This window comes from Aeromonas sp. QDB18 (assembly GCF_027705325.1).
Classification (GTDB): Bacteria; Pseudomonadota; Gammaproteobacteria; order Enterobacterales; family Aeromonadaceae; genus Aeromonas; species Aeromonas caviae.
The window spans coordinates 1-25,325 of the sequence record NZ_JAPDBQ010000024.1; the positions used below are offsets into that span (position 1 = coordinate 1).

Annotated in this window: 23 protein-coding genes; 16 read left to right on the forward strand and 7 right to left on the reverse strand. The window is 65.1% G+C overall.

All coding sequences use genetic code 11. From position 1 onward, the window contains the following. The first annotated feature begins 373 nt into the window (after window positions 1-373). Both dbpA and OKC30_RS06060 read left to right on the forward strand, forming a co-directional pair. Window positions 374-1,753, forward strand: coding sequence for an ATP-dependent RNA helicase DbpA (dbpA, locus tag OKC30_RS06055; protein ID WP_039039771.1), 1,380 nt, complete (start codon window positions 374-376; stop codon window positions 1,751-1,753). Window positions 1,754-1,839: 86 nt separating this feature from the next. Beyond that, entirely contained in the window at window positions 1,840-2,130 is a 291-nt protein-coding gene (locus tag OKC30_RS06060) for a YkgJ family cysteine cluster protein (RefSeq protein ID WP_039039772.1), read from the forward strand. Between the two features lie 9 nt (window positions 2,131-2,139). On the opposite strand, the gene OKC30_RS06065 is transcribed toward OKC30_RS06060, so the two are convergent. Continuing rightward, complete coding sequence (locus OKC30_RS06065; RefSeq protein WP_200164893.1) at window positions 2,140-2,532, reverse strand: hypothetical protein; 393 nt, start codon at window positions 2,530-2,532, stop codon at window positions 2,140-2,142. A gap of 284 nt (window positions 2,533-2,816) precedes the next feature. Here OKC30_RS06065 and OKC30_RS06070 point away from each other — a divergent pair, with 284 nt between their 5' ends. After that, window positions 2,817-4,211 (forward strand): PepSY-associated TM helix domain-containing protein, encoded by a 1,395-nt coding sequence (locus tag OKC30_RS06070; RefSeq protein ID WP_134997424.1) that lies wholly within the window; start codon window positions 2,817-2,819, stop codon window positions 4,209-4,211. Between the two features lie 206 nt (window positions 4,212-4,417). Here OKC30_RS06070 and OKC30_RS06075 read toward each other — a convergent pair whose 3' ends face one another. Next, entirely contained in the window at window positions 4,418-5,323 is a 906-nt protein-coding gene (locus tag OKC30_RS06075; RefSeq protein WP_029313608.1) for a 1,4-dihydroxy-2-naphthoate polyprenyltransferase, read from the reverse strand. Between the two features lie 210 nt (window positions 5,324-5,533). On the opposite strand from OKC30_RS06075, the gene OKC30_RS06080 reads away from it, so the two are divergent. The 8 genes from OKC30_RS06080 (at window position 5,534) to OKC30_RS06115 (ending at window position 16,822) form a co-directional block, all read left to right on the forward strand. Continuing rightward, window positions 5,534-6,865 (forward strand): isochorismate synthase, encoded by a 1,332-nt coding sequence (locus OKC30_RS06080; RefSeq protein ID WP_043154006.1) that lies wholly within the window; start codon window positions 5,534-5,536, stop codon window positions 6,863-6,865. 33 nt (window positions 6,866-6,898) lie between these two features. Beyond that, window positions 6,899-8,644, forward strand: coding sequence for a 2-succinyl-5-enolpyruvyl-6-hydroxy-3-cyclohexene-1-carboxylic-acid synthase (gene menD, locus OKC30_RS06085; RefSeq protein ID WP_160836792.1), 1,746 nt, complete (start codon window positions 6,899-6,901; stop codon window positions 8,642-8,644). Next, window positions 8,634-9,398: a 2-succinyl-6-hydroxy-2,4-cyclohexadiene-1-carboxylate synthase gene (menH, locus tag OKC30_RS06090; RefSeq protein ID WP_160836794.1), complete on the forward strand. Its 765-nt coding sequence runs from the start codon at window positions 8,634-8,636 to the stop codon at window positions 9,396-9,398. Before menD ends, menH begins: the two co-directional genes overlap by 11 nt. Further along, entirely contained in the window at window positions 9,391-10,251 is an 861-nt protein-coding gene (gene menB / locus OKC30_RS06095) for a 1,4-dihydroxy-2-naphthoyl-CoA synthase (RefSeq protein WP_039039779.1), read from the forward strand. Before menH ends, menB begins: the two co-directional genes overlap by 8 nt. After that, window positions 10,251-11,180 carry an o-succinylbenzoate synthase gene (gene menC, locus OKC30_RS06100; RefSeq protein ID WP_041212276.1) on the forward strand — a complete coding sequence of 310 codons (930 nt, stop codon included), beginning with the start codon at window positions 10,251-10,253 and terminating at the stop codon, window positions 11,178-11,180. Before menB ends, menC begins: the two co-directional genes overlap by 1 nt. Before the next feature lie 3 nt (window positions 11,181-11,183). Further along, window positions 11,184-12,584 (forward strand): o-succinylbenzoate--CoA ligase, encoded by a 1,401-nt coding sequence (menE, locus tag OKC30_RS06105; protein WP_160836796.1) that lies wholly within the window; start codon window positions 11,184-11,186, stop codon window positions 12,582-12,584. Between the two features lie 395 nt (window positions 12,585-12,979). Beyond that, window positions 12,980-15,727 (forward strand): collagenase, encoded by a 2,748-nt coding sequence (locus OKC30_RS06110; protein WP_160836836.1) that lies wholly within the window; start codon window positions 12,980-12,982, stop codon window positions 15,725-15,727. 156 nt (window positions 15,728-15,883) lie between these two features. After that, window positions 15,884-16,822: a SanA/YdcF family protein gene (locus tag OKC30_RS06115; RefSeq protein WP_160836798.1), complete on the forward strand. Its 939-nt coding sequence runs from the start codon at window positions 15,884-15,886 to the stop codon at window positions 16,820-16,822. 53 nt (window positions 16,823-16,875) lie between these two features. Here the strand turns inward: OKC30_RS06115 and OKC30_RS06120 are convergent, their stop codons facing one another. Then, complete coding sequence (locus OKC30_RS06120) at window positions 16,876-17,490, reverse strand: superoxide dismutase (protein WP_160836838.1); 615 nt, start codon at window positions 17,488-17,490, stop codon at window positions 16,876-16,878. A gap of 23 nt (window positions 17,491-17,513) precedes the next feature. Next, window positions 17,514-17,939 (reverse strand): hypothetical protein, encoded by a 426-nt coding sequence (locus OKC30_RS06125; protein WP_029313599.1) that lies wholly within the window; start codon window positions 17,937-17,939, stop codon window positions 17,514-17,516. A 293-nt stretch (window positions 17,940-18,232) separates the two neighbouring features. Between OKC30_RS06125 and OKC30_RS06130 the strand changes: the two genes are divergently transcribed. Both OKC30_RS06130 and OKC30_RS06135 read left to right on the forward strand, forming a co-directional pair. Continuing rightward, on the forward strand, window positions 18,233-19,144 hold the full coding sequence (locus OKC30_RS06130; protein ID WP_039039783.1) for a lipase family alpha/beta hydrolase: 912 nt from the start codon (window positions 18,233-18,235) through the stop codon (window positions 19,142-19,144). Beyond that, on the forward strand, window positions 19,141-19,887 hold the full coding sequence (locus OKC30_RS06135; protein ID WP_160836800.1) for a lipase secretion chaperone: 747 nt from the start codon (window positions 19,141-19,143) through the stop codon (window positions 19,885-19,887). Before OKC30_RS06130 ends, OKC30_RS06135 begins: the two co-directional genes overlap by 4 nt. Before the next feature lie 54 nt (window positions 19,888-19,941). Here the strand turns inward: OKC30_RS06135 and OKC30_RS06140 are convergent, their stop codons facing one another. Genes OKC30_RS06140 through sgrR form a run of 3 tightly spaced genes read right to left on the reverse strand, consistent with a single transcriptional unit; the run spans window position 19,942 to window position 22,850 of the window. Next, a complete protein-coding gene (locus tag OKC30_RS06140) occupies window positions 19,942-20,655 on the reverse strand; it encodes a hypothetical protein (RefSeq protein ID WP_160836803.1) in 714 nt (237 codons plus the stop codon). 30 nt (window positions 20,656-20,685) lie between these two features. Beyond that, window positions 20,686-21,081: an acyl-CoA thioesterase gene (locus OKC30_RS06145; protein WP_103858697.1), complete on the reverse strand. Its 396-nt coding sequence runs from the start codon at window positions 21,079-21,081 to the stop codon at window positions 20,686-20,688. A gap of 50 nt (window positions 21,082-21,131) precedes the next feature. Next, on the reverse strand, window positions 21,132-22,850 hold the full coding sequence (sgrR, locus tag OKC30_RS06150; RefSeq protein ID WP_161957711.1) for an HTH-type transcriptional regulator SgrR: 1,719 nt from the start codon (window positions 22,848-22,850) through the stop codon (window positions 21,132-21,134). Between the two features lie 100 nt (window positions 22,851-22,950). Here sgrR and OKC30_RS06155 point away from each other — a divergent pair, with 100 nt between their 5' ends. From OKC30_RS06155 to OKC30_RS06165, 3 genes are all read left to right on the forward strand, one after another. Beyond that, complete coding sequence (locus OKC30_RS06155) at window positions 22,951-23,127, forward strand: hypothetical protein (RefSeq protein ID WP_080988754.1); 177 nt, start codon at window positions 22,951-22,953, stop codon at window positions 23,125-23,127. Between the two features lie 139 nt (window positions 23,128-23,266). After that, window positions 23,267-24,535 carry an O-acetylhomoserine aminocarboxypropyltransferase/cysteine synthase family protein gene (locus OKC30_RS06160; RefSeq protein ID WP_052815620.1) on the forward strand — a complete coding sequence of 423 codons (1,269 nt, stop codon included), beginning with the start codon at window positions 23,267-23,269 and terminating at the stop codon, window positions 24,533-24,535. A gap of 108 nt (window positions 24,536-24,643) precedes the next feature. Continuing rightward, entirely contained in the window at window positions 24,644-25,273 is a 630-nt protein-coding gene (locus OKC30_RS06165; protein ID WP_160836805.1) for a glutathione S-transferase family protein, read from the forward strand. Window positions 25,274-25,325: the final 52 nt, after the last annotated feature.

The window sequence follows — 25,325 nt, forward strand, 5'->3', positions numbered from 1 at the left end:
GGCCATGATCTCGCACCTCAGTAACTGTACGTAAGATCAGTATAGCTCGTGGTGACTGCTAATCATGGGTAATCAGGTATATATTTCATAACGGCCATATCCCATATGACATCCTCCGATGACTCATCATCACCAGGACATGTTTAATTAAAAACGTTTTCTCGCCATTCATCATGATCTGGCCATGACCACCCTGTTCCATTGTGATCTTTTTACATACCGCAAGCCCGTCAACGCAGACAGAAGCCTCCATCGGCAACCCATGACGCCAACCGTTCAAATATTCACCGCATCCGGCGGCACATTCTGGTATGATGCGCCCCCTTGCGCACCGCGCCCCCCCATTTCTGGTTTTCCGACATAGAGTCCTTTTGTGAACAACAGCGAATTTAGCAGCCTGAACCTCTCCTCCGCCCTGCAGGACAACCTCGCCAGCCTGGGCTATCTGCAGATGACCCCGATCCAGGCCCAGAGCCTGCCCCTGGTGCTCGACGGCAAAGATTTGATCGCCAAGGCGAAAACCGGCAGCGGCAAGACCGCGGCCTTCGGCCTGGGTCTGCTGGCCAAGCTGGACGTCAACCGGCTGGCCGTGCAGGCGCTGGTGCTCTGTCCGACCCGCGAGCTGGCGGATCAGGTGGCCACCGAGATCCGTCGTCTCGCCCGCACCCTGCCCAACGTCAAGCTGGTGACCCTGTGCGGCGGCACCCCGACCGCACCGCAATCCGCCACCCTGGGCTTTGGCGCCCACATCGCCGTCGGCACCCCGGGCCGGATCCTCAAGCACCTGGAGCAGGGCACCCTTGAGCTCGACGACCTCAAGACGCTGGTGCTGGACGAAGCGGATCGCATGCTGGACATGGGCTTTGGCGAAGACATCAACCGCGTCATCAGCCACGCCCCGCGGGATCGCCAGACCCTGCTCTTCTCCGCCACCTATCCGGAAGGGATCGCCCAGATGAGCCGCGGCGTGCAACGCAACCCGGTGGAGGTGAGCGTGGAGTCCCTGCACGAAGAGAGCGCCATCGAACAGAAGTTGTATGAAGTGCCGGCCGGCCAGCGCCTCGATGCCCTCACCTGGCTGCTCAGCCACTACCAACCGGGCTCCTGCGTGGTGTTCTGCAACACCAAGCGCGCCTGCAACGACGTGGCCGATCACCTGGCCGCCAAGGGCTTCTCGGCGCTGGCGCTGAACGGTGACCTGGAACAGCGTGAGCGGGATCAGGTGCTGGTGCGCTTCGCCAACGGCAGCGCCACCATACTGGTCGCCACCGACGTGGCGGCCCGCGGCCTCGACATCAAGGAGCTGGGGGCCGTCATCAACTACGAGCTCACCTACGACCCCGAGGTGCACGTGCACCGCATCGGCCGTACCGGCCGTGCCGGCCAGCAGGGCCTGGCCCTGAGCCTCTACCAGCCGAACGAGGCCCAGCGCGTCAACTTCATCGAGGAGTACCAGCAGGCCCCCATTCCCCAGGGCGACCTGGCCGGGATCGGCCGCGACATCAAGCCGATCGCGCCGCAGATGGTGACCCTCTCCATCGATGCGGGCCGCAAGAGCAAGGTGCGTGCCGGTGACATCCTCGGCGCCCTGACCGGCGAAGGCGGTATTGCCGGGGCCGATGTGGGCAAGATCCAGATTTCCGAGCAGTACTCCTACGTGGCGGTGAAGCGCCAGGTGGCGAGCGCCGCCCTCAAGCGGTTGCAGGAAGGCAAGATCAAGGGGCGCAGCTACCGTGCCCGCAAACTGGGCTAAGGTATTTCATACGCCCCAGCCAGACCACAGGCGCCTGACAGGCGCCTGTTTCATATAATTCGCCGCCATGCGGCAAGACAGGTGACATGACCCAAGCAATCCAGAGCGATGTGAGCTGCCAGAACTGCGAAGCCTGCTGCTGCCGCCTCGAGGTGATGCTCTTCACCGACACCGGCGTGCCGGACCGCTATATCGAGGAGCGGGAAGGAGAAGTGCCCGTGATGCACAGACTGGAAGATGGCTGGTGCGCCGCCCTCGACCGCAACACCATGATGTGTCGCATCTACGAGGTGCGGCCGCTTATCTGCCGTGAATTCGAGATGGGGGAGCCCGACTGCCTCGACGAGCGGGACAAGTGGTTCATCAGGCTGGAATGAACGGGAAGTTCAACCCGTGCTGACGTGGATCTCCTTACCTTGCAGCCCCTCGAGGCGCTGTGTCAGCCAGTGGATGGCCTGTGCTTCCTCCTCGAAATAGCGCACCTCCTGAAAGGGAAGCTCGCTGAAGACGTGATCCGCCAGATAACGTTTGAAATCCCCGATCATGACCACCGCCAGAAAGGCGCAGCCATGAGTGGCGCACCAGTTGAACTGGCGACGAAAACGGGCCAGCACCTCGGGGCCGGCGGCCTCGAACTCGGTCGCGACCTCGACGATGCCCCAGGGGGCTCCCTGCAAACGGCTTATCTGCTGGCTGAACTTGCCCTCATAGGCCATGGCGCCTGCCAGGTTGAAAGGGCCGCTCGGCCGACAGATCAGCAGTTGCCCTTGTCGCTGCATCTCAAAATGGCCGTGTGCTTGCACGTTCACCTCCTGCCTTGAGTCCTTCGCTGCGGCTGATATGCCCTGTGTTGCCACAAAGTAAGAATTTATCCCCGAAAAGTCCATGAAGCTCCCCGCATTGTGAACGGAAAGCTCCATTCAACCCCCTTTTTACCCCGATGGCGGAATGTACATTTCTTCGACATGTTCTGTTGCAGTTAACAAAACGTTGCTGTTATTATCCGCGCCACTCAAAACATTCCACCTACTGAAACCTTTTGGCGTTCACCCAGGGATCAACGATGAAGCAGCAAGACGCAAGTTATTACCAACGGATCTGGCGCTGGCATTTCTATGCCGGTCTCTTCGTCGCCCCCTTCCTGATCCTGCTCTCCCTCACCGGCATCGTCTATCTGTTCAAACCGCAGCTGGACAACCTGCTCTACCCCCAGCTGATGAAGGTGACGCCCGCCACCCAGACCCTGAGTGCCGACCAGCTGCTGGCCAAGGCAACCATCGCCATGCCGGACGCCAGCCTGCGCAAATACCTGCCCCCGGTGGCAGCAGACGCGAGCGCCCAGATAGTCGTGATGCGTGAAGGGCAGGAGCTGACCCTCTTCATGGATCCCGCGAACGGCGCCCTGCTCGGCACCATGGACAACAAGTGGAACCTGCAGGCGGTGGCGCGCGCTCTCCATGCGGAGCTGATGCTTGGCACCACGGGAGATCGCCTGATCGAGCTGGCCGCAGGCTGGGGAATCGTGCTCCTCGTCAGCGGACTCTATCTCTGGTGGCCCCGCAAGGGGCCGGGTGTGGGGGGCATCCTCTGGCCGAGAATGCACCAGCGCGGCCGTCTCTGGTGGCGTGATCTGCACGCCGTGGTCGGCTTCTGGGGCGCGGGTTTCCTGCTGCTGCTGCTACTGACGGGCATGACCTGGACCGGTTTCTGGGGCGGCCAGTTCGCCGATGTCTGGAACCGCTTCCCTGCGGCCATGTGGAACGAGGTGCCCAAGTCGGCCCCCCTCACCCGCAGCCTCAACCAGGCTCACGAACAGACCGTCTCCTGGGGGGCCGAGACCCTGCCCATGCCGAGCTCCCAACCCACGGCAGAGAGCCATGATCACAGCGCCATGACCCATGGCGGCGGACACGAGGGCATGGTCATGGCCAGCCATTGCATTCCGCTGCAACAGGTGGTCGACATCGCCAGCGAGCGGGGGGTCAGCCCGGGTTACAGCATCACCCCCCCGGTCGGTGAAACCGGCGTCTATACCATCGCCATCTTTGCCGATGATCCCCGCAACGACGCCACCCTGCACATCGACCAATACAGCGGCAAGGTGCTGGTCGACGTGCGTTGGCAGGATTACGGCCCGGTCGCCAAGACGGTGGAAACCGGCGTCATGCTGCACATGGGCAAGCTCTACGGCTGGCCGCACCAGCTCGTCATGCTGCTCATCTGCCTGATGATTCTGGCAAGCTCGGTGAGCGGGCTCTGGCTCTGGTGGAGCCGCCGTCCCAGTGGTCGCCTCGCCGCCCCGCCCCTGCCCGCCAAGCTGCCTCCCATGGGCGGTGCCATCGCGGTGCTGGTCGTGCTCGGGATCTGCTTCCCGCTGGTGGGGGCCTCCATGGTTGCCATCTGGCTGCTGGACAGTCTCTTCTTCTCTCGCCGCACGGCCGTGGCCCAGGCAAGCTGACCCGTCAGGGGCAAGCACGCCTCATGCACTCGAGGGCTCCCTGTCGGGGGCCCTCGTCGTCTGCATCACCTGGCACCATCCTTCGCCTGGCGGCATGCTCCTCCCCTGGCGATCATCACATCGGTCTGATGAAACAACAACGCATCGACACATCAGCAAAAAGGGCTCCCGTTCGGGAGCCCTTTTCATTGCCAAACGCGTCGGCCTCAGGTGAGCGCCAGCCCGGCAGAGAGCAGCAGGCTGAACAGAAATGCGCTGATGGCGGTCTTCTTGAGGGCGCCGGTCAGCACCTCGCCATCGAAACTCTCTCGCAGGGTGCGGGCGGCATCGGTGAGGGGCTTCATGGCGGGCAGGAAGATCCAGGGCCAGAGGCTCGCAGGCTGAGTCAGCAGGAAGGCGATGGTCGCCAGCAGCGCCGCCCCCAGCAAGACCCAGTGATAGGCGATGGCCCGGTTGCGGCCAAGGCGCACCGCCAGGGTGATCTTGCCGCTGGCGGCATCGGTCTCGATGTCCCGCACGTTGTTGATGTTGAGCACGGCAGTCGCCAGCAGGCCGCAGGCGGTGGCGGGCAGCAACAGGTCCCACTCCAGGCTATGGGTGAAGAGGTAGTAGGAGCCGAGCACCCCCAGCAGGCCGAAGAACAGGAACACCGAGATGTCCCCGAAGCCGCGATAGCCGTAGGGGCTCTTGCCCACCGTGTAGGTGATGGCCGCGACGATGGCCGCTCCCCCCAGCAGGATGAACGTCAGGATCTGCTGCCACGCCTCCCCGAAGGCGCAGACCAGCAGGGAGAGGCCGCTCACCACGGCCGCCAGGGCGGTCAGCCCCATGGCCACACACATCTGGTGCCGGGTGATGAGGCCGGAAACCACGGCGCGCTGGGGACCGATCCGCTCCCCGTTGTCGGCACCGGAGACCGCATCGCCATAGTCGTTGGCCAGATTGGAGAGAATTTGCAGCAGGATGGCGGTCAGCAGGGAGAGCCCCATGATGGTGCCGTCGAACGCTCCCCGGCTGGCTGCCAGCCCCGAGCCCAGCAAGATGGAGGAGCACGCCAGGGGCAGTGTTCGCAAACGCGCCGCCAGCAACCAAACAGAGAAGGTATTTGTCATATTGTGATGGCCAAACAATCAGATATTGATCGTGTTAAGGGTTATCGAACCGGATTTAGGTATACTTGGCTGCGCGGGGGCGTCGGCTCCCCCGGGCAATTTACATGGACGAATGGGCAGATAATATATAGGAAATCGTCGCCCTTTGGCATCAACCTGCGCCATCCTCCCCCGGAGCGATCGCGATTATCCGGCTCAGACTAGACATCCATGTTGGCTCAGACCCACCTCAAGCAACAACTGGACGCCCTGCGTCACAGCACTGTCAGCGGTTTCGTGCGACTGCGCGTGGCCGCTCACGTCGACGTCTTTCCCGGCTGGTTGGCGGCCCAGACGCTCTACCCCCGCATCTATTGGCACGCCAGAGGGCAACAGAGCCCCGAGTACGTGGCGCTTGGCGCCATTCACGAGCTGACCCGGCCGGAGGATATCCAGCGGGTCTGCGACCTTGCCGGCACGGCCAGTGAAGACAGCCCTCGCTACTACGGCGGTCTGGCGTTCGACCCGGATCTGCCCGGCTGGCAGGGGTTTGGCCCCTGCCGCTTCGTGCTGCCCCGCATCGAGCTGGTACGCCGGGGGGAGTGCACCAGCCTCTGCCTCAATCTCTGGCTGCCCGCCCGGGAAGAGGGTCACGCATTCGAAGCCGAACTCTGCGCCGCCGAGGCGGCGCTCGATGCCCTGCAACCCGAGGCCCCCCTGCCCGCCCTGCAAAAGCGGCCATGGCAGCGCCAGGACCTGCCGGGCCCTGCCCAGTGGCAGACCCTGGTGGAGCAGGTCACGGCCCCCGACTTCCAGGCCCGCACCCCCAAGGTGGTGCTGTCGCGGGAGAGCCTGCTCCAGAGCGAGGCGCACGATGCGCCCCTCTGCCCCTGGTCCCTGCTGACACAGTGGGCCCGCCACGCCCAGGAGTGCTTCCACTTCGGCTTTCAGTTCTCCCCCGAGCAGAGCTTCATCTCCTGCTCCCCCGAGCGCCTCTACCGCCGGGAGAAGGGCCACCTCTTTACCGAGGCGCTGGCAGGCACCATTCGCCGTTCCGGGGATGAGGCGACCGACGCGGCCCTGGCTGCCGAGCTGCTGGCCGACAGCAAGAACCGGCTGGAGAACCGGCTGGTTCACGCCGACATTCTCAGCCGCCTGGCACCCCTCACGACCGATGCCACCCTGACCGAGCCGCGCATTCTGAAATTGCGGCTGCTGCAACACCTCAAGTGCGACATCGAGGCCGAGCTCAAACCCGGCGTCTGCGACTGGCAACTGCTGGCTGCCCTGCACCCCACCCCCGCCGTGGGGGGCGCCCCCCGCGAGGCGGCGCTCGCCTTCATCCGTGAATGCGAGCCCCATGATCGCGGCTGGTATGCCGGTGCCTGTGGCATGCTGAGCCGGGAGACCTCGGAGTTCTCCGTCGCCATTCGCAGCGCCCGGATCAGGGGCCCGCGCATCAGCCTGTTCGCCGGTGCCGGCATAGTGGCGGGATCGGAGCCCGCCGCCGAGTGGGCCGAACTCGACAACAAGATCGCCAACGTGCTCTCCCTGCTGGGATAGCGTTTCTCACCGACTCCTCACTGCGAGAGCTTCATGTCCGCCAGCCACGTGTCCGCGCATCACGCCTTTGCCAGCCATCACGCCACCTTCAACCATGTCTGGTCCTCCCTCTTGCTGGAAGAGCTCTTTCGCCTCGGCGTGCGCGACATCGCTCTGGCCTCCGGCTCCCGCTCGGCGCCGCTCACCATGGCCGCCGCAGCCCACCCGGGCTTTCGCCGCCACCTGCACTTCGACGAGCGGGGTCTGGGCTTCATGGCGCTGGGGCTGGCCAAGGGGAGCGGCCGCCCGGTGGCGGTCATCATGACCTCGGGCACTGCGGTGGCCAACCTCTGGCCCGCGGTGGCGGAAGCCCAGCTCACCGGGGTACCGCTCATCATTCTCTCTGCCGACAGGCCACCCGAGCTCATCGACAACGGGGCCAACCAGGCCATTGATCAGCCGGGGATCTTCGGTCGCTACCCCGTCTATCAGCAAAATCTGCCGAGCCCCACTCCCGCCATTCCGGCGGCCTTCGTGCTGAGCTCGGTGGATCAGGCCCTGGCCCGACAGGCGCACACCCCGGGGCCGGTGCACTTCAACTGCATGTACCCCGAGCCCCTCTATCCCGGCGATACCTACCTGGACTTTGCCGACTACCTGGCGCCTCTCGGCGACTGGCTGCACTCGGCCAAGCCCTGGAGCCCCTGGCTGGCTGGCGAGCCAGGCTGCCCCGCCCAGCCGGACTGGGAGGAGCTGAAGGGCAAGTGCGGTGTCATCGTCGCCGGATGCATCCAGGATCCGGGGCAAGGCAAGGCGGTGGCCGAGCTGGCCGACCGCCTCGGCTGGCCCCTGCTGGCAGATCTGCAAAGCCAGATCCGCTTCGATGATCGCAACCTCGTCCACACGGATCTCGCCCTGCAACACAGCGACTTCGTGGCCGAGCTGGCCCGCGCCGAGGTACTGCTGCAATTCGGCGCCCGCCTCATCTCCAAGCGCCTCGGCCAGTTCATCAAACAACACCCCTGGCAGGATTACTGGCTGGTGGACCCGCAGCCGGCACGCCTCGACCCCGACTACCGGCTGCGTCGTCGTCTGGTCTGCGACCCCGCCGCCTTTGCGGCCGCCCATCCAATCCCCCATTCGCAGCAGCCCTGGCACCAGTTGGCCGCGCGCCAGCAGGCCATCAGCCAGCAGATCCGCACCGCCTGTGATCGCTTCTCGGAGCTAGGGGTGTGCCACCGCCTGAATCAGCTCATCCAGGGTCAGTTGTTCGTCGGCAACAGCATGCCGGCCCGGCTGATGGACATGCTGGGCGAGGTGGGCAAGGGCCCCAGCCGGGTGATGACCAACCGCGGCGCCTCCGGCATCGATGGCCTTATCGCCACCGCATACGGCTTCGCACAGTCGGTCCCGCCTGACAGTCGCGAGCCCACCACCCTGCTGCTCGGGGATCTCAGCGCCCTGCACGATCTCAACAGCCTGGCGCTGCTCGGCAAGGGGAGCCGCCCCCTGGTGGTGATCCTGCTCAACAACGACGGCGGCAGCATCTTCCGCATGCTGCCTGTGCCCACCCAGGAAGCGCTGCTGGAGACCTACTACTGCCTGCCCCACGGCCTGCACTTCGAGCACGCCGCCGCCATGTTCGGCCTGCACTACCGGACCCCCACCACCCTCGACGCATTTGAGCGGGACTATGCCGCAGCCCTGAAAAACGGGGTAACCCTGATTGAAATCAAGGTACCGAGCAGTGAAGTCGCCGAGGATCTCAAGGCACTGGGAGCCGCTATCCGTGGTCTCTGATCCCGCCGCGCCGCTGGTGCTGCTGCACGGCCTGCTGGGGGACGCCGACGACTGGCGACCTGTCATCCAGGCCCTGCCCGGCGTCCCGTGCCATGCCCTGGATCTGCCGGGCCACGGCCGCAACCGGGCACTGCGGGTGAGCGGCTTTGACGAGGCCCATCGCTGGCTCTGCCACGAGCTGGCCGCGCGGGATATCGCCCACTACCGGCTGGTGGGGTATTCGCTGGGGGGGCGGCTCGCGCTTCATCACGCCAGCCATTCCCCGGCGGGGTTGCAGGCCCTGCTGCTGGAGAACTGCCACCCCGGGCTGCCTGCCGGTGAACGTCCGGCCCGCATCGCTCACGATGAAGCCTGGGCCCGGCGTTTCGAGTGCGAGCCCCTGACCCGGGTGCTTGCCGACTGGTACCGCCAGGGCGTCTTCGCCGACCTGGACGACGATGCCCGCACCCGCCAGGCCGCACGCCGCCTTGGCAACGACGGCAAGGCCGTGGCCGCCATGCTGAGGGCCACGTCCCTGGGGCGGCAGCCGGATCTCGCCCCCTGGCTTCGGGATACCCGGCTGCCGGTGCAGTGGGTCTCCGGCAACCGGGATCACAAATTCCATGCCCTCGCTTGCCAGTTGGTAAAGCAAGGCTGCAATATCAAACACTTGGCTCTGGATGGCGGACACAATCTGCACACAAGCCAGCCCGATACCTTTGCCCGGCTCCTGCGGGAGTGGGCTCACCAACCAGAAGAGAAGATCCATGATTGAAGCAATGACGGAAGCCGAGCTCTATGCCCCTGTCGAGTGGCACGACTGCTCCGCCGGTTACGAGGACATCCTCTATCACAAGTCCCCAGAGGGCATTGCCAAGATCACCATCAACCGTCCCCAGGTGCGCAACGCCTTCCGCCCCCGTACCGTGAAAGAGATGCTGCAAGCCCTGGCCGATGCCCGCTACGACGACAAGGTCGGCTCCATCATCCTCACCGGCTTCGGCGAGAAGGCCTTCTGCGCCGGCGGCGACCAGAAGATCCGCGGCGACTACGGTGGCTACAAGGACGATGAAGGCACCCATCACCTCAACGTGCTCGACTTCCAGCGTGACATCCGTACCTGCCCCAAACCCGTGGTGGCCATGGTGGCTGGCTACGCCGTCGGTGGCGGCCACGTGCTGCACATGATGTGCGACCTGACCATCGCCGCCGACAACGCCCAGTTCGGCCAGACCGGCCCCAAGGTGGGCTCCTTCGACGGCGGCTGGGGCGCCTCCTACATGGCCCGCATCGTCGGCCAGAAGAAGGCTCGGGAGATCTGGTTCCTCTGCCGCCTCTACGACGCCAAACAGGCCCTCGACATGGGGCTGGTCAACACCGTCGTGCCCCTGGCCGAGCTGGAGCGTGAAACCGTGCGCTGGTGCCGCGAGATGCTGCAACACAGCCCCATGGCCCTGCGCTGCCTGAAGGCGGCCCTCAACGCCGACTGCGACGGCCAGGCCGGTTTGCAGGAGCTGGCAGGCAATGCCACCATGCTGTTCTACATGACCGAAGAGGGTCAGGAAGGGCGCAATGCATTCAACGAGAAACGCCGTCCCGACTTCTCCAAATACAAGCGGAATCCCTGATGACACTCGCCCTCTACCGCTACCAACTGCCCTTTACCCAGCCCCTGGCCTTTCACGGTCAGTTGCAGGTAGCGCGCGAGGGCCTGCTGGTACGCATCGACGATGGCTGGGGGGAGATAGCCCCCCTGCCAGGATTTTCCAAAGAGACCCTGGCCGACGCCCAGGCTGAGGCCCTCGACTGTCTGGCGCAGTTGGCGCGGGGACAGACCCCGACGCCACAGCTGCCCTCGGTGCAGTTCGGGCTCGACTGCGCCCGTCGTAGCTGGCCCGAGCAGGGTGCCCCCCTGCCCGAGCCCTATCCGCTGATCCAGGGCTCCCCCCAGGAGCTGCTCAAGAACTGGAAGCAGTGGCTGCACGAGACCCCCCTCAAGGCCAAGCTGAAGGTAGCCCGCTACCCCATGCGCGACGAGCTGGCGCTGATCCGGCTGCTGCTCGATCGGCGCCCCAACCTCAAGCTGGTCCTGGACGCCAACCAGGGCTGGACCCGCGAGGAGGCCTGGGCCTTCTGCGGCCACCTGGATCCGAATCGCATCGAATACCTCGAAGATCTGTGCGCCGACTTCGAGGACATCGCCTTCGTCGCCAGCCGCACCGGCATGCCGGTGGCGCTGGACGAACTGCTGGCCCAGGGCAAGCCCTGGGAGCCCATCCCGCAACTGCGCGCCCTGGTGCTCAAGCCGACCCTGCTCGGCGCCCTGGCCAACAGCGAGGCCCTGGTGGCCCGCGCTCGCGAACTGAAGCTCAAGGTGATCGTCTCCTCCTGTTTCGAGTCTGGTCTCGGCCTCGGTCAGCTCGCCCGCCTCGCGGGGGAGTGGGCGCCGGATCAGGCCCCTGGCCTCGATACCCGCCGCTGGCTGGCCAGGGATCTGCTGGACAAGCAGGGACAACCCGATCCGGGCAGGATGGACCCCCTGTTTCACCGTGACTGATCCATGGTGACCCGTCAGATCCCACGGCAGGAAACCTGCCCGGTACGACGCTGGGCGACACTGGCCCCTCATCGTATTGCCATCCACAGCGGGGAGCCTCTTAGCTACCAGCGCCTCGACCTGCGCCTCAACAGCCTGTGCAATCAGCTCGCCCGGGCCGGGCTGGAACGGGGAGATCATCTCGCCGCCGTGGTGCGCGGCGCCCTGGAGGATGTGTTGCTGGCCTGGGCCTGCGTGCGCAGCGGCATCGTCTTCTGCCCCCTCAATCCCGCCTTTCCGGCAACCAGACACAGCGAACTGGCGAGCCAGCTCGAGGCCCGGGCATTCTGGTCGGCAGGCGAGATCCCGGCGGGCGACTGGCAAGCCCTCAGCCTCGACTTCACGGGCGATCTGGCCGCAGATGGGGAGTCCCCGCTGGTACCCGACCAGCCGAACAACATGATCCTCACCTCGGGATCCAGCGGTACCCCCAAGGCGGTGGTCCACCGCCTCGCCAACCACCTCGCCTCCGCCCGGGGTTCCGCCACCCTGATCCCCCTGGACGAAGCCTGCGGCTGGCTGCTCTCCCTGCCACTGTTTCACGTCGGCGGTTACGCCATCCTGTTTCGGGTCTTCCTGGCGGGAGCCGCCCTGGTGCTGGACGATCGCACCCGGCCCCTCAAGGCGCGGCTCGAGGATCAGCCCATCACCCACCTCTCGCTGGTGCCGACCCAGCTCTGGCGCCTGCTGGCACAGGGGTTCGACCCATCCCGCACCCGGGTGCGAGAGCTGCTGCTCGGGGGCGCCGCCATCCCGGCGCCCCTGGTCAACCGGCTGACCGCTCTGGGGCTGGAGCCCAAGGTGAGCTATGGCCTCTCCGAGATGGGCAGCCAGGTCTGCACCGGGCAACCCTGCGCCGCCGGCGTGGTGGGTCGCCCGCTGCCGGGGCGGGAGGTCTGCATCCGCCAGGGGGAGATCTGCGTGCGCGGTGAGACCCTGTTTGCCGGATATTTCAGGGAGGGCGAGCTGGTGCGCCCCCTCGATGAAGAGGGCTGGTTCCACACCCGGGATAAGGGCCGCCTCACTCCGGGGGGCGATCTGGTGGTGGAGGGGCGGCTCGACAACCTCTTCATCTCGGGGGGGGAGAACATCCAGCCCGAGACCATAGAACAGCGGCTGGTGGATCACCCCGCCGTGGCCCAGGCCCTGGTGGTGCCGGTGCCGAGCGACGAGTGGGGGCATAGGCCCGCCGCCTTCATCGACTGGCACGACGAACCTGCCCCCCCTGCCGAACTGGCCGCCTGGATCAGGCTGTCGTTACCCGGCTTCATGGTGCCGGACCAGTGGCATCCCTGGCCGGATCTCGGCGGCAATCTGAAACCCTCCCGCACCCTGCTCGCCCGCAGCTTGCGACAAGAGGAGTGACACCTCCCCCATATGGGGCGCAATGCTGTTCACTTAAGAGAATTTGAGTTCCAGTCCACGTAGTATCAGGACAAAAAAGCGAGGGAGGCATGATGCCTCCCTCTTTCTATTACAAGCCCCGCTGGATAAAGGCTGGAGGAAGATCGACTGGACACAGCCTTGCCCCCTCAACTCAAATCCAATTTATGAATAATCAGTCAAAAAAGTGCTTATCTGAACAGCATTGCCCATATGGGGCGGAGTCCTTGCTATCAACACAGCCCCTTTTGGGGCTGTTTTTGTGTTGTTTGCTCCCGAATGCATCATTCCGCTGCGCCATCTGGCCAATTAATATTCCTTTGGAGCCCAATACCCTCTCTGGTCCCCACGCCTCTCCATCCACCAAAGGGATCATGATGAAGCACCTCTCTCCCCGGCTGCTGCTCCTGGCAGCCCCAGGCCTGCTCGCCACTCCGGCGCTGGCCGACTACTCCCCCTCCGACTGGCAACAGTATCAACTCAAAGGCGAATCCAGCCGTCAGCTGGGGGATCGTCTCACCGAAGTGACCTTTGAACTGAGCGCCCGCAGCGGCGACGCCCCCTATCAGCAGCTGAGGGTGTATCGCCGCTTCGACTGGCGCGATGCCAACCTGGCTGCGCTGGCAGAGCAGCAGTGCAGCGAGCCGCAGCTCAAGATCGAGCAGGGCTGGCAGATCCGCTACCTCAGCTGTGAAGAGGTGGTACCAGCCGGCAAGGCCGTCCCGGCCAGCAGCTATGACTATGGCTACGGCATGAAGCAGGGCCGCTGGGAGCCGCTGGCGGGCACCCCGACCGCGCCGCGTCAGGATCGTCTGCCGCTGGCTGAGCGGGTCATCCTGGGTCACAGCGAGCAGGAGCTGGATCGCTGCGAGCTCAACGCCGAAGGTCGCTGCGCCGAGCAGGCATGGCAGTACCAGCCGCAAAACTGGCAGCAATTGAAGGTGCTGGAAGAGACCCCCAACGAACGGGATGGTCGCCTCGAGCAGATCTTCTTCCGCCTGCAGCCCATCGCGGGCAGCCAGGCCGCCAAACAGGTGAGCGAGCTGCACGTCTGGCGCCAGTACACCTGGCTGCTGGACGAGATCAAGGCCCAGCAGGGGTGCGATGAACCCCAGACCCGTCAGGAAGGGGACAAGACCATCAGCTACCGGGTATGCCGTCAGACCCTGCCTGCGGGCAGCGAAGTGCAGGTGGTCTTGAAGGACACCGGCTATCAATACCCGGTGGGGGGCAGCGAATGGCAGACCCTGCCGGAAACAACCGAGTGGCAGGAGAGCCGGGTGCTCAACCGCCCCATCGTGCTGGCCAGCAAGGAAGAGCAGCTCGACTGTCGCCGTGCCGACGGCCGCGCCTGCTCCGAGCCGGATCTGCCGGGCACCGAACTGCTGGACGCCGAAGCGGCCAAGATAGTGCAGGATGCCAGTGGCCAGCCCGCCCCGGTCTGGCAGGAGAACTATGGTCACGATGACACCAAGCTGCTGGCCGTGTCCCGCGGCATCCAGAGCCTGCTGGCGGCCAATCAGCAGGCCCATCCGGCCATGAAGCTGCTGCTGGAATACGTGCGAGCCCACAACTACCACAACTACGGCAAGCACAAGGAAGACGGCCCGGCCGCCGCCGAGGCACTGGCCGAGGCGTTGACCGCGCTCGGCGCCCATCCGCTGCTCTACCCGGAGCAGGCCAGCGACGAGGTTGGTGCCATCATGGGCGCCTGGAGCATCGCCCTGCACGGCCAGTTCAAGAGCCCGGCAGTACAGAGCCGCTTTGGTACCATGCTCGGCGAGTTCAACCAGATGCTGGCCTACGCCACCCGCCATGCCAGCGAGATCAACGGCCAGCACGCCTGGGCGACCGGCCTGTTCGATCTGCTCAACTTCCTCGACTTCGCCAGCGACTACAGCGATCCCTTCGCCAACGACTTCCGCCAGCAGGATGGCGAGCTGCGCAAGCAGCTGCACGCCCTCGGCATGAGCGAACTCGCGTTGTGGAAAGGGCGGGATGGCGCCGATCTGTTCTTGCTCAACAACGTGCTGGATGCCTACACCCGCCTCTACCGGGTCGCCCGCTATACCCGCCCGGACGAGCTCGACGGCTACCGCAAGCTGCTGGATGACTCCGTCATCGCCCTTGTTCGCCACCACGACCTGATCCCCGGTGGCCAGCAGAGTCAGGACCTGCTGGAAGACATGTCGCTGACCCTCTCCACCTACTACCTGACCTACACGGACCGCACCAGCGAAGCCTGCATCAGCGGCGACTTCGCCGGGCTCTGCACCCCTGTCCGGGTGGAGGACGTGCTGCCGTTCGAGCACACCTGCTCGCCGACCCTGCGCCTGCGAGCCCAGGATCTGACCATGAGCCAGGCCGAGGGGATCTGCCGTGAACTGGGCGCCGAAGAGCAGCAGTTCCACCAGCAGATGGAAACTGGCTGGCAGCCGGTGGCGGACGATCACAACGAGGCGCTGGAACTGGTGGTCTTCAACTCCTCCGCCGACTGGAAACGCTACGGCAGTGCCCTGTTCGGCGGCGTCTCCACCGACAACGGCGGCATCTACCTCGAAGGGGATCCGGCTCGCCCCGGCAACCAGGCCCGCTTCTTCGCCTACGAGGCGGAGTGGAAGCGCCCAGCGTTCCAGGTGTGGAACCTGCGCCACGAGTACGTGCACTACCTGGACGGCCGCTTCAACCAGTACGGCAGCTTCGGCCACTACCCGCTCAACCGCACCACCTGGTGGTCGGAAGGGCTGGCGGAGTTCATCGCCCACGGCCAGTGCTTCGCCCGCGGTCTGGACAACGTCGCCGGCCGCCCGGCCAGCGATCGTCCGACCCTGGCCGACATCCTGCATCTGGATTACGACAAGGGCGGCGAGATGGTCTACTCCTGGTCCTACACGGTGCACCGCTTCCTGAACGAGACCGGTCGCGGCGCCAGCTGGCTGGCCATGGCCCGGGCCCTGCGAGGCCCGGATCGAGAGCAGGCCATGAGCGCCTTCGAAGCCGAGCTGGACCAGCTGATTGCCAATGACAGCGAGGCCTACCAGCAGTGGCTCGGCCGCGAGCTGCTGCCCTGGTGGGAAGCCAACAAGGACTCCGACGAGTGCAAGGCCAACGACTCTTCCCACTGAGGACGAGACGACGATGACAAGGGGCGGCCATGGCCGCCCCTTGTTGATGGCGCCGTTTGATAAGCCCGGGATCCTGGCGCGCGCTGCGACAACCTCTGCCCGAGTGAGACCCTGCGCCGCCATCAAACCTGACGCGCCACAACAACTTGTAATAGAATGGCCCCCTGTCTTCTCTTACTTCAGACCCGAACCGCACCGCGCATGAAGAAGTTTGCCAAGATCCTGCTCGCCTGCCTCTGCCTGTTGCTGGCCTCCATCGCCGCCCTGCTTGGCTACAGCGAGTGGACCGTCTCGGACGCCCGTCACTACACCTACGACGACGTCAACGCGGTGCCCTACAACCGGGTCGCCCTGGTGCTCGGCACCTCCAAATACCTGATTGGCGGCAGCCCGAACCACTACTTCAAATACCGGATCAAGGCCGCCGCCGAGCTCTACAACAACGGCAAGGTGGACTACATCCTGGTCTCCGGCGACAACGCCACCGTGCAGTACAACGAACCGCGCCAGATGCGGCGGGCCCTGATCCAGGCCGGCATTCCGGCCAGCGCCATCTACAGCGACTACGCCGGTTTTCGGACCCTGGACTCCATCGTGCGTGCCAAGGAGGTGTTCGGTCAGGCCCACTTCACCGTGGTCTCCCAGGCCTTTCACAACGAGCGCGCCATCTTCATCGCCCGCCATTTCGGCATCGAGGCGGTCGGCTTCAACGCCGTGGATCCCAGCGCCTATCAGGGCATCAAGACCCGGGTGCGCGAGGTGTTCGCCCGCCTGATGGGGCTGCTGGACCTCTACGTGCTGGACAAGGGGCCCAAGTTCCTCGGCGAGCCCATCGTCATCGGCGGCCCGGTCCCCTGCCAGGCGTTGAGCACCATAGGGGCGAGCCAGCCCTGCCTGCCCATTGCACCGCCCCCTCATCAGCCGAAAGCCAAGCAGGCAGCGGCCGTGAGCGCGGCAACCACCACCAGTGCAGCGGCTGCAACCAGCAGTGCCTTGGCCACCAGCGCAGCCGTGCCGAGCGAAGCTACGCCCGTGGATAATCCGGCTGCCGCCAGTGCGGCAAAGCCAACCGGCAGCACACTGACTCCTCAATAGCAGAGACCCGCCAACAGGCGGGTCTCTTTCATTGGGCTCGGTATTTCCGGCGATCAGGCCAGCGCGGCCACATAACGCCGTGCCACCTCATCCCAGTCGATCACGTTGTAAAACGCGGCTATGTAGTCGGGACGCTTGTTCTGGTACTTGAGGTAGTAGGCATGCTCCCACACATCCAGCCCGAGTATCGGGGTGAGCCCCTCCATCAGGGGGCTGTCCTGGTTCGCGCTGCTCACCACCTGCAACTTGCCGCTCCCATCGACCACCAGCCAGGCCCAGCCGCTGCCAAAACGGCTCAGCGCCGCCTGAGTAAAGGCCTGTCTGAAGGCCTCCAGCCCACCCAGATCCCGCTCCATCGCTGTGGCCAGCTCGCCGCCCGGCTCGCCGCCGCCCTGTGGACTCATCACCTGCCAGAACAGGCTGTGGTTGGCGTGGCCGCCGCCGTGATTGCGCACCGACCCCTGAACCTGGGCCGGCAGGCTGTCGATACGGGCAAGCAATGCCTCCAGCGGCAGGGTAGCCAGCTCCGGCAGATCGGCCAGGGCGGCATTGAGGTTGGTGACATAAGTCTGATGGTGACGGCTGTGATGGATCTCCATGGTCTTTGCATCGATATGGGGTTCCAGTGCGTCATAGGCGTAAGGAAGGGCTGGCAGGGTATGGCTCATGTTCATTGTCTCTCCTGTTGGGCTCAATGCAGTTGATGGGCAGAGCCGGTCTGACACAGACATTGACCCAGGCTGCGCTGGATGCCGTCGTGATGACCGTGTTTGCCCAGAAAGGCGAGCAGCTCGGTACGGGTGCTGCGGGCGTGGCGAACAGCCGCCTCCCGCAGGGCAGCGGAACTGGTGGGGGACTGGCTGGTGGCCAGCAGGCAATCATGGATGTGACACAGCAGGTCGGCGGCCCGATCCGGCAGGGTCATGGCCACCAGCAGATCCGCCAGGTTGTGATGGGCCACCACCAGGGCCGCCACCGCTTCGTCGGCATCATGCCAGTCGGCAAACTGCTGGCGGGCAAGCCACAGCGCCTGCTGATAGCAGTCGAGCGCCCTGGCGTACTCCCCCGCATCGAAATGGCGGTTGCCACTCAGGGTCTGCGCTTTCCAGTGCGCCATGCTGCTGTCCGCTCCGGTGGTACCGACCCACCCCTTCACCCAGGTTCCCGTCATGACTCGACCACTCAAATGATAATAATTATTATTTAACTTATTTGATGAGCAGACACAAGGAATAGTTGGTGCCGCCTTTTTTGCCCATATGGGTAGGGTTTTTCTGCAATCCCCGGTTTAGTGATCCCACCCACAGATACATTTGAGTTCAGCTACCATGCTGCCGGTACTGGCATGAGGCCGGTGCCTGCCCCGGTGACGACCAGAATGCAGCCGGTTTTTTCACAAGGACGGTGAAGATGAAAAGATGGCTATTGATGCTGTTGTGCGCCCTGCCCATGCTGGGTCAGGGGGCCGGTTATACCCAGACCCGCTACCCCATAGTGCTGGTGCACGGTCTGTTCGGTTTCGACAAGCTGCTCGGTGTCGATTACTTCTACGGCATCCCCCAGGCCCTGACCCGGGATGGCGCCAAGGTCTACGTGGCCCAGGTCTCCGCCACCCAGAGCTCGGAGCTGCGCGGTGAACAGCTGCTCAAGCAGGTGCAGCAGGTGCTCGCCATCACAGGGGCGGAGAAGGTGAACCTCATCGGCCACTCCCACGGCGGCCCCACCATTCGCTACGTCGCTTCTGTCGCCCCCGAGCTGGTCGCTTCCGCCACCAGCGTGGGCGGGGTCAACCATGGCTCGGAGATCGCCGACCTGGTGCGGGCCAAGGTGACGCCGGGCTCGGCGGCCGAAGGTCTGGCGGTGGCCGCCGCCTCGGCCCTGTCCGGGGTCATCTCGCTGCTCTCCGGGGGCAGCCAGCTGCCGCAGGATCCCCTCGCCGCCCTCGACGCCCTCACCAGCACCGGCGCCCAGCGCTTCAACCAGCGCTATCCGGAAGGGCTGCCTAGCCAGCATTGCGGTGAAGGGCCCATGCAGGCCGCCAACGGGGTCTACTACTTCTCCTGGAGCGGGCGCGGCACCATGACCAACATCCTGGATCCGGTGGATCCGGCGCTGGCGCTGACCGGCAGCTTCTTCAAGGAGCCCAGTGACGGCCTGGTCGGGGTGTGCAGCAGCCACCTCGGCAAGGTGATCGGCACCCACTACCGCATGAACCATCTGGACGAGGTGAACCAGTCGTTCGGCATTCGCCACCTGTTCGAGACAGACCCGGTCAACCTCTATCGCCAGCACGCCAACCGCCTGCAGAGGCTGGGACTATGAACAGGGCATGGCTGATGGCCGCTCCGCTGGCTGCGGCCCTGCTGCTGGGGGGCTGGCAATATTGGCCCTCCGCTGACGCAACCGCCCCTTCTCCTTCGCCGCAACATGCCGGGCCCGCGTCCCCTCTGGTCAGGCAGGCCGCACCGCCGCCGGACAAGGGCTCGCTGCAGGCCCGCCATGAAGCCTTTCTCGCGGCTGAGGGCAGCCTGACGGTGCCGACGGATCCGGGCCTGGCCAGCTTGCAGAAGCTGTTCGACGAGCGCGAACAGTTGCGCAGGCAGCGTTTCACCCCGGTCGAGCAGGAGCAGCTGTTTGCCGAGGACAGGCTGATGGAGCAGTGGACCCTGCGCCGCAAGGCGCTGGCGGAGGCCAGCGATGCCGACAAGCCGCTGCTGGCGAGTGAGCTGGAGCTCTGGCTGGCGGAGCAGCCCCAGTGGTTTCGGGAGGCGGAGGCCAACAGCCGCCTGCTCGGCGATCTGCAGGCTCTGGAGCAACTCCCCGCAGCCGGGCGTGACGCCGCACTGCGCGAACAGTTGGGACCGGAGGCGGCAGACCGGTTGCACCAGCTGGCAGAGAGCCAGCAGGGGTTCGAGCAGCAGCTGGCCGGCTATCTGGACGAGATCAGGCCCCTGCCTGCCGAGGCCCGGGTCAGCCAGCAGCCGGAGATCCTGGCACGCTGGTTCGAGCCCGGTCAGTGGCGACGGGTGGAGGCCCTCACCCGGCTCACCCTGGACGAGCAGTAACCGGCATGAAAAAGGGGCCCGCAAGTGGGCCCCCATTCTTTGACGCTGCCGCCCTTACTGCGGCTTGTTGGCACCCGGCAGCGGCTGCCAGATGAGGCGAGTCACCCGGTTGCCCTGCACCTCGCAGGTGAGGCAGAGATCCTGCCACCCCTTCTCCTGGCGCAGGGAAACTTCTCCCTTGATGCCCTCTGCACTCCTCTTGAGTTTGGCCGGCTCGAAGGTCACCTTGTCACCTCCGGCGAGCGCCATCAGCTTGCCATTGCAGAGCCACTGGGCGAGCTCGGCCCCCTTGAGCTTGACGCCCCCCTTGTCAGCCTTCTCCTCGGCGGTGCTCGGTGCAAACAACCCGCCCAGCTCGGCCGCCCGTCTGGCCAGCCAGGCTTCCCGCTGCTGCATGCTCATCTTGCTGACAAACTCCGCAGGCTGCCCCTTGTCGTCCAGCCATTGGGTCAGCTTGCCACTGTCATCGAAGGCGAACTGGGCGGCGGGCTCCTTCACCCCGAACAGCTTGCCGCCCTTGAAGTAGTAACGGCTCTCCCCTTCCTGTTTGCCCTGCTCGTTCAGGATGGGCACGGCGATGATGACAGGCGTGCCGTCGACCCAGGCCTTGATGTCAACGCCATCGTGGCTGAACAAGCGGGTATCGAGGGCGCTGTCGGCCCCCTTCTCCATCAGGGTGAACTGCTCGGCCAGGGAGGCGGCAAATGAAGGCAGGGAGCAGAGTCCCAGTCCCAAGCCGAGGCTCAGGGCGATCGCGGTTGTGCGCATAAGTGTCCTGTGGTGGGCCCGAAGGCCGGATTAACTCTCTACCAGCCAGACCCTCAGTCCCTCCCGGTGAGTCTCGCTCAGGGGGATGGATTGGCGTGCCCGATAGTCAAAATGGATCAGGGTCGTCTCGCCAGTGACGGCCAGCTCCCCCTGCTGCCAGGCTTCCTGCCAGATGGTGAAGGAGCTGCTGCCAATGCGGCGCACACCGGTCTTGATGGTGACCGGCTGGCCGTAGAACAGCTCCCGTTTGAACTGCACCGTGTAGCCCGCGATGATCAGGTGCCAGTCATGCACATCCAGCTCGGGCGAAAAAATCCGGAACAGGGGATCCCGCGCCGACTCAAACCAGACCGCCGGCACCGTATTGTTGATATGGCCGAGGGCATCTGTCTCCTGAAAGCGGGGTTGGATCTGCATTTCCAGCATGGCTGGTGACTCCTTGTCGTTGAACCGCGCTCAGGCTAACGCGCCCCGCATCAGGACTCAAGCTCCCCGCCATCGCCCTGTGCCTGACCAACCAGCTCGGGTCGCAGCCAGGCGCTGCGAAAATCGAACCAGCCGAGCGCCGTCATCCGCACCCCGTGCACGCCAGTACGGCTCTCCAGCTCCAGCCAGTGGTGAAACAGCGGCACAAACCAGCTCTGGCGCTGCACCTCGGCCAGCAGGGCGCGGGGGCCGGGCTCTTCACCATGGGCGCGCCACTGCGTCAATCCCTGCCACAGGGCCTGCTGGCTGGCCCACACCCGGCGCAACAAGGGGGTGCCCTGCAACCAGCCGTAGGGGGCAAAGGGCCCCTCATGTTCAAGGTTGAGGGTACCAAGCCAGAGATCCACATCCTCGTCCTCACCGCTCACCCAGCGACCGTAGTCGAGGGTACGCACCTCCAGCTCAATTCCCTGCGACCCGAGCAGATCGGCCATGGCACCGGCACACTCATTGAACTCGATATGCTGGTTGAAGCAGGCGAGCACCAGCCGCTGTGGCAGGCTCTGTGGCCGGGGCGGCGGCGGTGGCAGCGCCTCGCGCCAGTGGGGCAGCATGCCGAGGGCGCTGGTCCAGCCCCGTTGCAGCTCGGGGGAAACCCGTGCCATCAGGGCCACCGGACTGAGCAGCTGAATGATCCAGTAGCGCAGAGCAGGATCCTGCAAGGCGCGGGAGCGCTCGTCCTGCAGCAGGAAGTAGCAGCCCGATTCGAGCTCCGACTCGCCGCGCATGGTGCCAAGCTCGGGGCTGTCGCGACCCAGCTGCAGGTGGCTCTCCAGCCGCTCCGCCAGCTCCGGCAACATCCAGATGTCGATCTCGTCGAGCAGGGCGCGCAGGCCGAAATAGTCGTCAAAGGCGGCGAGGCGCAGCTGCAGCGGGTCGTTGGCGATCACCCGATAGGGGCCGGTACCCACCGGTTGCAGGGCAAAGCCCGCCTCCCCCTTGAGCTCGCGCGGCAAAATGGCCGCCACCGGCTCGGCCAGCAGGTCGGGCAGCAGAGGATCCGGGCTGTCGAGATAGAGATCCAGGGTGCGCGGCCAGGGGCTCTCCAGCCGCGCCAGATGGGCGAACAACGGGCGATCCCGCAAGGCCAGCAGACTCTCCATCACATCCTCCACCACCAGCTCACGCCCGTGGTGAAAGCGCACCGCCGGGCGCAGGTAGAAGCGCCAGTGACAAGGGCCGACCTGCTCCCAGTGGTGAGCCAGATCGCCCTCGATTTCCCCATTTTCCTCATTTCGCCGGGTGAGGCCGTTGAAGATCTGGCGGCTCAGGTGAATTTCGGAGCGGCGCAAGGGCGCGGTGGGCAGCAGACTGGGCAGGGGCCGGTAGTAGGGCACCCTCAGGATCTGGCGCCCCTCCCGGGTGGCCTGGCCGAGCTGCTCGATAAGCAGCGGGGTGAGCAGATCCAGGCGATCTTCGGCCAGCCGCACCGCCTGCGCCAGCTGGCCCTGACTCAGCAGATCCCGCAATCGGCGCCGGGTCAGGCTCTCCTGGTTGTCGAGCAGGGTGAGGCGGGAGCGCCGCCCCCGCCCTGCCTCCGCCGTCCAGCACAGCCAGCCCTGCCCTTCCATGCGGCGCAGCAGCAGGCGGGCATTGCGCGTGGTGCAGCAGAGCAGATCCGCCACCTCGGCGAGGCTGATCTCCCGCTCATCGCAGCCAAGCTGCTGGGTGAGCCGTTGAAATTGCTGATAAAGGCGGGTGGTAGGCATAAAAGAGGAAATCCTGTCTCTGAAAGTCATCAGTTTTTACTTCCGCATTTTAGCTCAATACTGCTGGCGAACGTGAGAACCACTGCACAGGAGCACCATCATGAGCCATGCCAACCCCCTCAAACCGAACCGGATCCAGCAAACCCTTCGTCGCTACTTCCTGAGGATCCTGCCCCGCCCTCTGACGCTGGTCGAAGATCCCATGGTGCAGCTCAACCGCCTGATGCAGTGGGATATGCACCAGATAGACGACAGGGAGTATCGCCGCCGTCTCTGAGGTTGCCGTCACCGACGCCATCCGGTCACCCCCATCCCCCGGCATTGCTTTGCCGGAATGGGTGGTTTACATCGGCGCCAGGACTGCTAGATTGGACGTCTATCCATCCATAATGGTGACATCCAACAAGGAGTGTGTGATGAAAGATGCGACCCTGGCCCTGCACCACGGCTTTGCCAACGACCCCACCACCAAGGCCGTTGCCGTGCCCATCTACCAGACGGTGGCCTACGAGTTCGAGAGCGCCCAGCACGGGGCGGACTTGTTCAATCTGGCGGTGCCGGGGAACATCTACACCCGCATCATGAACCCCACCAACGATGTGCTGGAGCAGCGGATGGCCGCGCTGGAAGGGGGCATCGCCGGCCTGGTGGTCTCGGCGGGCTCCGCCGCCATCACCTACGCCATCCAGGCGCTGACCGCCGCCGGTGACAACATCGTCTCCACCCCCCAACTCTATGGCGGCACCTACACCTTGTTCGCCCACATGCTGCCGAGCTTCGGGGTCGAGGTACGCTTCGCCAAGGATGACAGCGCCGAGGCCATCGCCGCCCTCATCGATGACAAAACCAAGGCGGTCTACTGCGAGAGCATCGGCAACCCGGCCGGCAACATCGTCGACATCGCCGCCCTGGCCAAGGCCGCCCACGCCCGCGGCGTGCCGCTCATCGTCGACAACACGGTCGCCACTCCGGTCTTGTGCAAACCCATCGAACACGGCGCCGACATCGTGGTGCACAGCCTGACCAAATATGTCGGCGGCCACGGCAACTCCCTGGGGGGCGTCATCGTCGACTCGGGCAAGTTCCCCTGGGCGGATCACGCCGAGCGCTTCCCCCAGCTGACCCAACCCGAGCCTTCTTATCACGGGGTGGTCTACACCGAGGCCTTCGGCCCGGCGGCCTTCATCGGCCGGGTGCGCACCGTGCCGCTGCGCAATACCGGCGCAGCGCTGGCGCCGATGAACGCCTTCCTGCTGCTGCAAGGGCTGGAAACCCTTAGCCTGCGCATGGAGCGCCACGTGGACAACGCTCTGCGGGTGGCCCACCACCTCAAGCACCACCCCAAGGTGGCCTGGGTCAGCTACGCCGGTCTGCCGGGTCACCCCCACTACCCGCTGGCGGAGAAGTACATGGCCGGTCGCCCCTCGGCCATCCTCTCCTTCGGCCTGAAGGACGGCTACGAGGCGGGCGTGCGCTTCTACGATGCCCTCAAGATCTTCAAGCGGCTGGTCAACATCGGCGACGCCAAGTCCCTGGCCTGCCACCCCGCCTCTACCACCCATCGCCAGTTGAGCGAAGAGGAGCAGGCCAAGGCTGGAGTGAAACCTGAGATGATCCGGCTGTCAGTGGGAATCGAAGCCATCGAGGACATACTGGCGGATCTGGATCAGGCGCTGGAGGCCTGAGTCAATCGACAAAGGAGCGGGCACCACGCCCGCTCTTTTTCATCCATAAGTGAACCTGCTGCCGGGGCGCTGCGTATCACCGCCTTCCGTCACTGCGTCGAGGTTTCCATGATAGTCCTGCACCACCTGAACAAATCCCGCTCCCAGCGCATCATCTGGCTGCTTGAAGAGCTGGGCCTGCCCTACCAGATCAAGGCCTACCAGCGCGATGCCGCCACCTTCCTGGCGCCGCCCGAGCTCAAGGCCGTCCACCCCCTCGGCAAGTCGCCGGTCATCGAGTTTGACGGCCGGGTGCTGGCGGAATCCGGTGCCATCACCGAATACCTGATCGCCCGCCACGCTCCGGAACGGCTGGCACCGGCCACTGACAGCCCGGAGTATCCCGAATACCTGCAGTGGCTCCACTTCGCCGAGAGCTCCGGTATTCTGCCGCTGCTGCTCGATATGTTCGTGCGCAAGGATGGCAGCCCGATGCGCTTCCTGCCGGACTACGCCAAAGCCGAGTGTACCAAGGTGCTGGGCTACCTCGATGAGGTGCTGGCAAGCCGCCACTACCTGGTGGCCGATCGCCTCACCGGCGCCGACATCCTGAACTCCTTCCTGGTGGATCTGCTGGCCCAGAGCGGCCAGCTGGCCCAGTTCCCGCATCTGCAAGCCTACTGGCAGCGCCTCAATACCCATCCGGCCCGCCAGAAGGCGGCGGCGCTGGAGCGCGAGCTGGACCGCAGCGCCGAATAAACGGCAGTGCCCGGCGACACCACGCAAAACGCCCCGATGATCGGGGCAATGC

Coding starts and splice junctions, on each gene's coding strand:
- OKC30_RS06060 (WP_039039772.1), top strand. CDS start 1,840: ATGACCCAAGCAATCCAGAGCGATGTGAGCTGCCAGAACTGCGAAGCC.
- OKC30_RS06065 (WP_200164893.1), bottom strand. CDS start 2,532: ATGCAGCGACAAGGGCAACTGCTGATCTGTCGGCCGAGCGGCCCTTTC.
- OKC30_RS06070 (WP_134997424.1), top strand. CDS start 2,817: ATGAAGCAGCAAGACGCAAGTTATTACCAACGGATCTGGCGCTGGCAT.
- OKC30_RS06075 (WP_029313608.1), bottom strand. CDS start 5,323: ATGACAAATACCTTCTCTGTTTGGTTGCTGGCGGCGCGTTTGCGAACA.
- OKC30_RS06080 (WP_043154006.1), top strand. CDS start 5,534: ATGTTGGCTCAGACCCACCTCAAGCAACAACTGGACGCCCTGCGTCAC.
- menD (WP_160836792.1), top strand. CDS start 6,899: ATGTCCGCCAGCCACGTGTCCGCGCATCACGCCTTTGCCAGCCATCAC.
- menB (WP_039039779.1), top strand. CDS start 9,391: ATGATTGAAGCAATGACGGAAGCCGAGCTCTATGCCCCTGTCGAGTGG.
- menC (WP_041212276.1), top strand. CDS start 10,251: ATGACACTCGCCCTCTACCGCTACCAACTGCCCTTTACCCAGCCCCTG.
- menE (WP_160836796.1), top strand. CDS start 11,184: ATGGTGACCCGTCAGATCCCACGGCAGGAAACCTGCCCGGTACGACGC.
- OKC30_RS06110 (WP_160836836.1), top strand. CDS start 12,980: ATGAAGCACCTCTCTCCCCGGCTGCTGCTCCTGGCAGCCCCAGGCCTG.
- OKC30_RS06115 (WP_160836798.1), top strand. CDS start 15,884: ATGGCCCCCTGTCTTCTCTTACTTCAGACCCGAACCGCACCGCGCATG.
- OKC30_RS06120 (WP_160836838.1), bottom strand. CDS start 17,490: ATGAGCCATACCCTGCCAGCCCTTCCTTACGCCTATGACGCACTGGAA.
- OKC30_RS06125 (WP_029313599.1), bottom strand. CDS start 17,939: ATGGCGCACTGGAAAGCGCAGACCCTGAGTGGCAACCGCCATTTCGAT.
- OKC30_RS06130 (WP_039039783.1), top strand. CDS start 18,233: ATGAAAAGATGGCTATTGATGCTGTTGTGCGCCCTGCCCATGCTGGGT.
- OKC30_RS06135 (WP_160836800.1), top strand. CDS start 19,141: ATGAACAGGGCATGGCTGATGGCCGCTCCGCTGGCTGCGGCCCTGCTG.
- OKC30_RS06140 (WP_160836803.1), bottom strand. CDS start 20,655: ATGCGCACAACCGCGATCGCCCTGAGCCTCGGCTTGGGACTGGGACTC.
- OKC30_RS06145 (WP_103858697.1), bottom strand. CDS start 21,081: ATGCTGGAAATGCAGATCCAACCCCGCTTTCAGGAGACAGATGCCCTC.
- sgrR (WP_161957711.1), bottom strand. CDS start 22,850: ATGCCTACCACCCGCCTTTATCAGCAATTTCAACGGCTCACCCAGCAG.
- OKC30_RS06155 (WP_080988754.1), top strand. CDS start 22,951: ATGAGCCATGCCAACCCCCTCAAACCGAACCGGATCCAGCAAACCCTT.
- OKC30_RS06160 (WP_052815620.1), top strand. CDS start 23,267: ATGAAAGATGCGACCCTGGCCCTGCACCACGGCTTTGCCAACGACCCC.
- OKC30_RS06165 (WP_160836805.1), top strand. CDS start 24,644: ATGATAGTCCTGCACCACCTGAACAAATCCCGCTCCCAGCGCATCATC.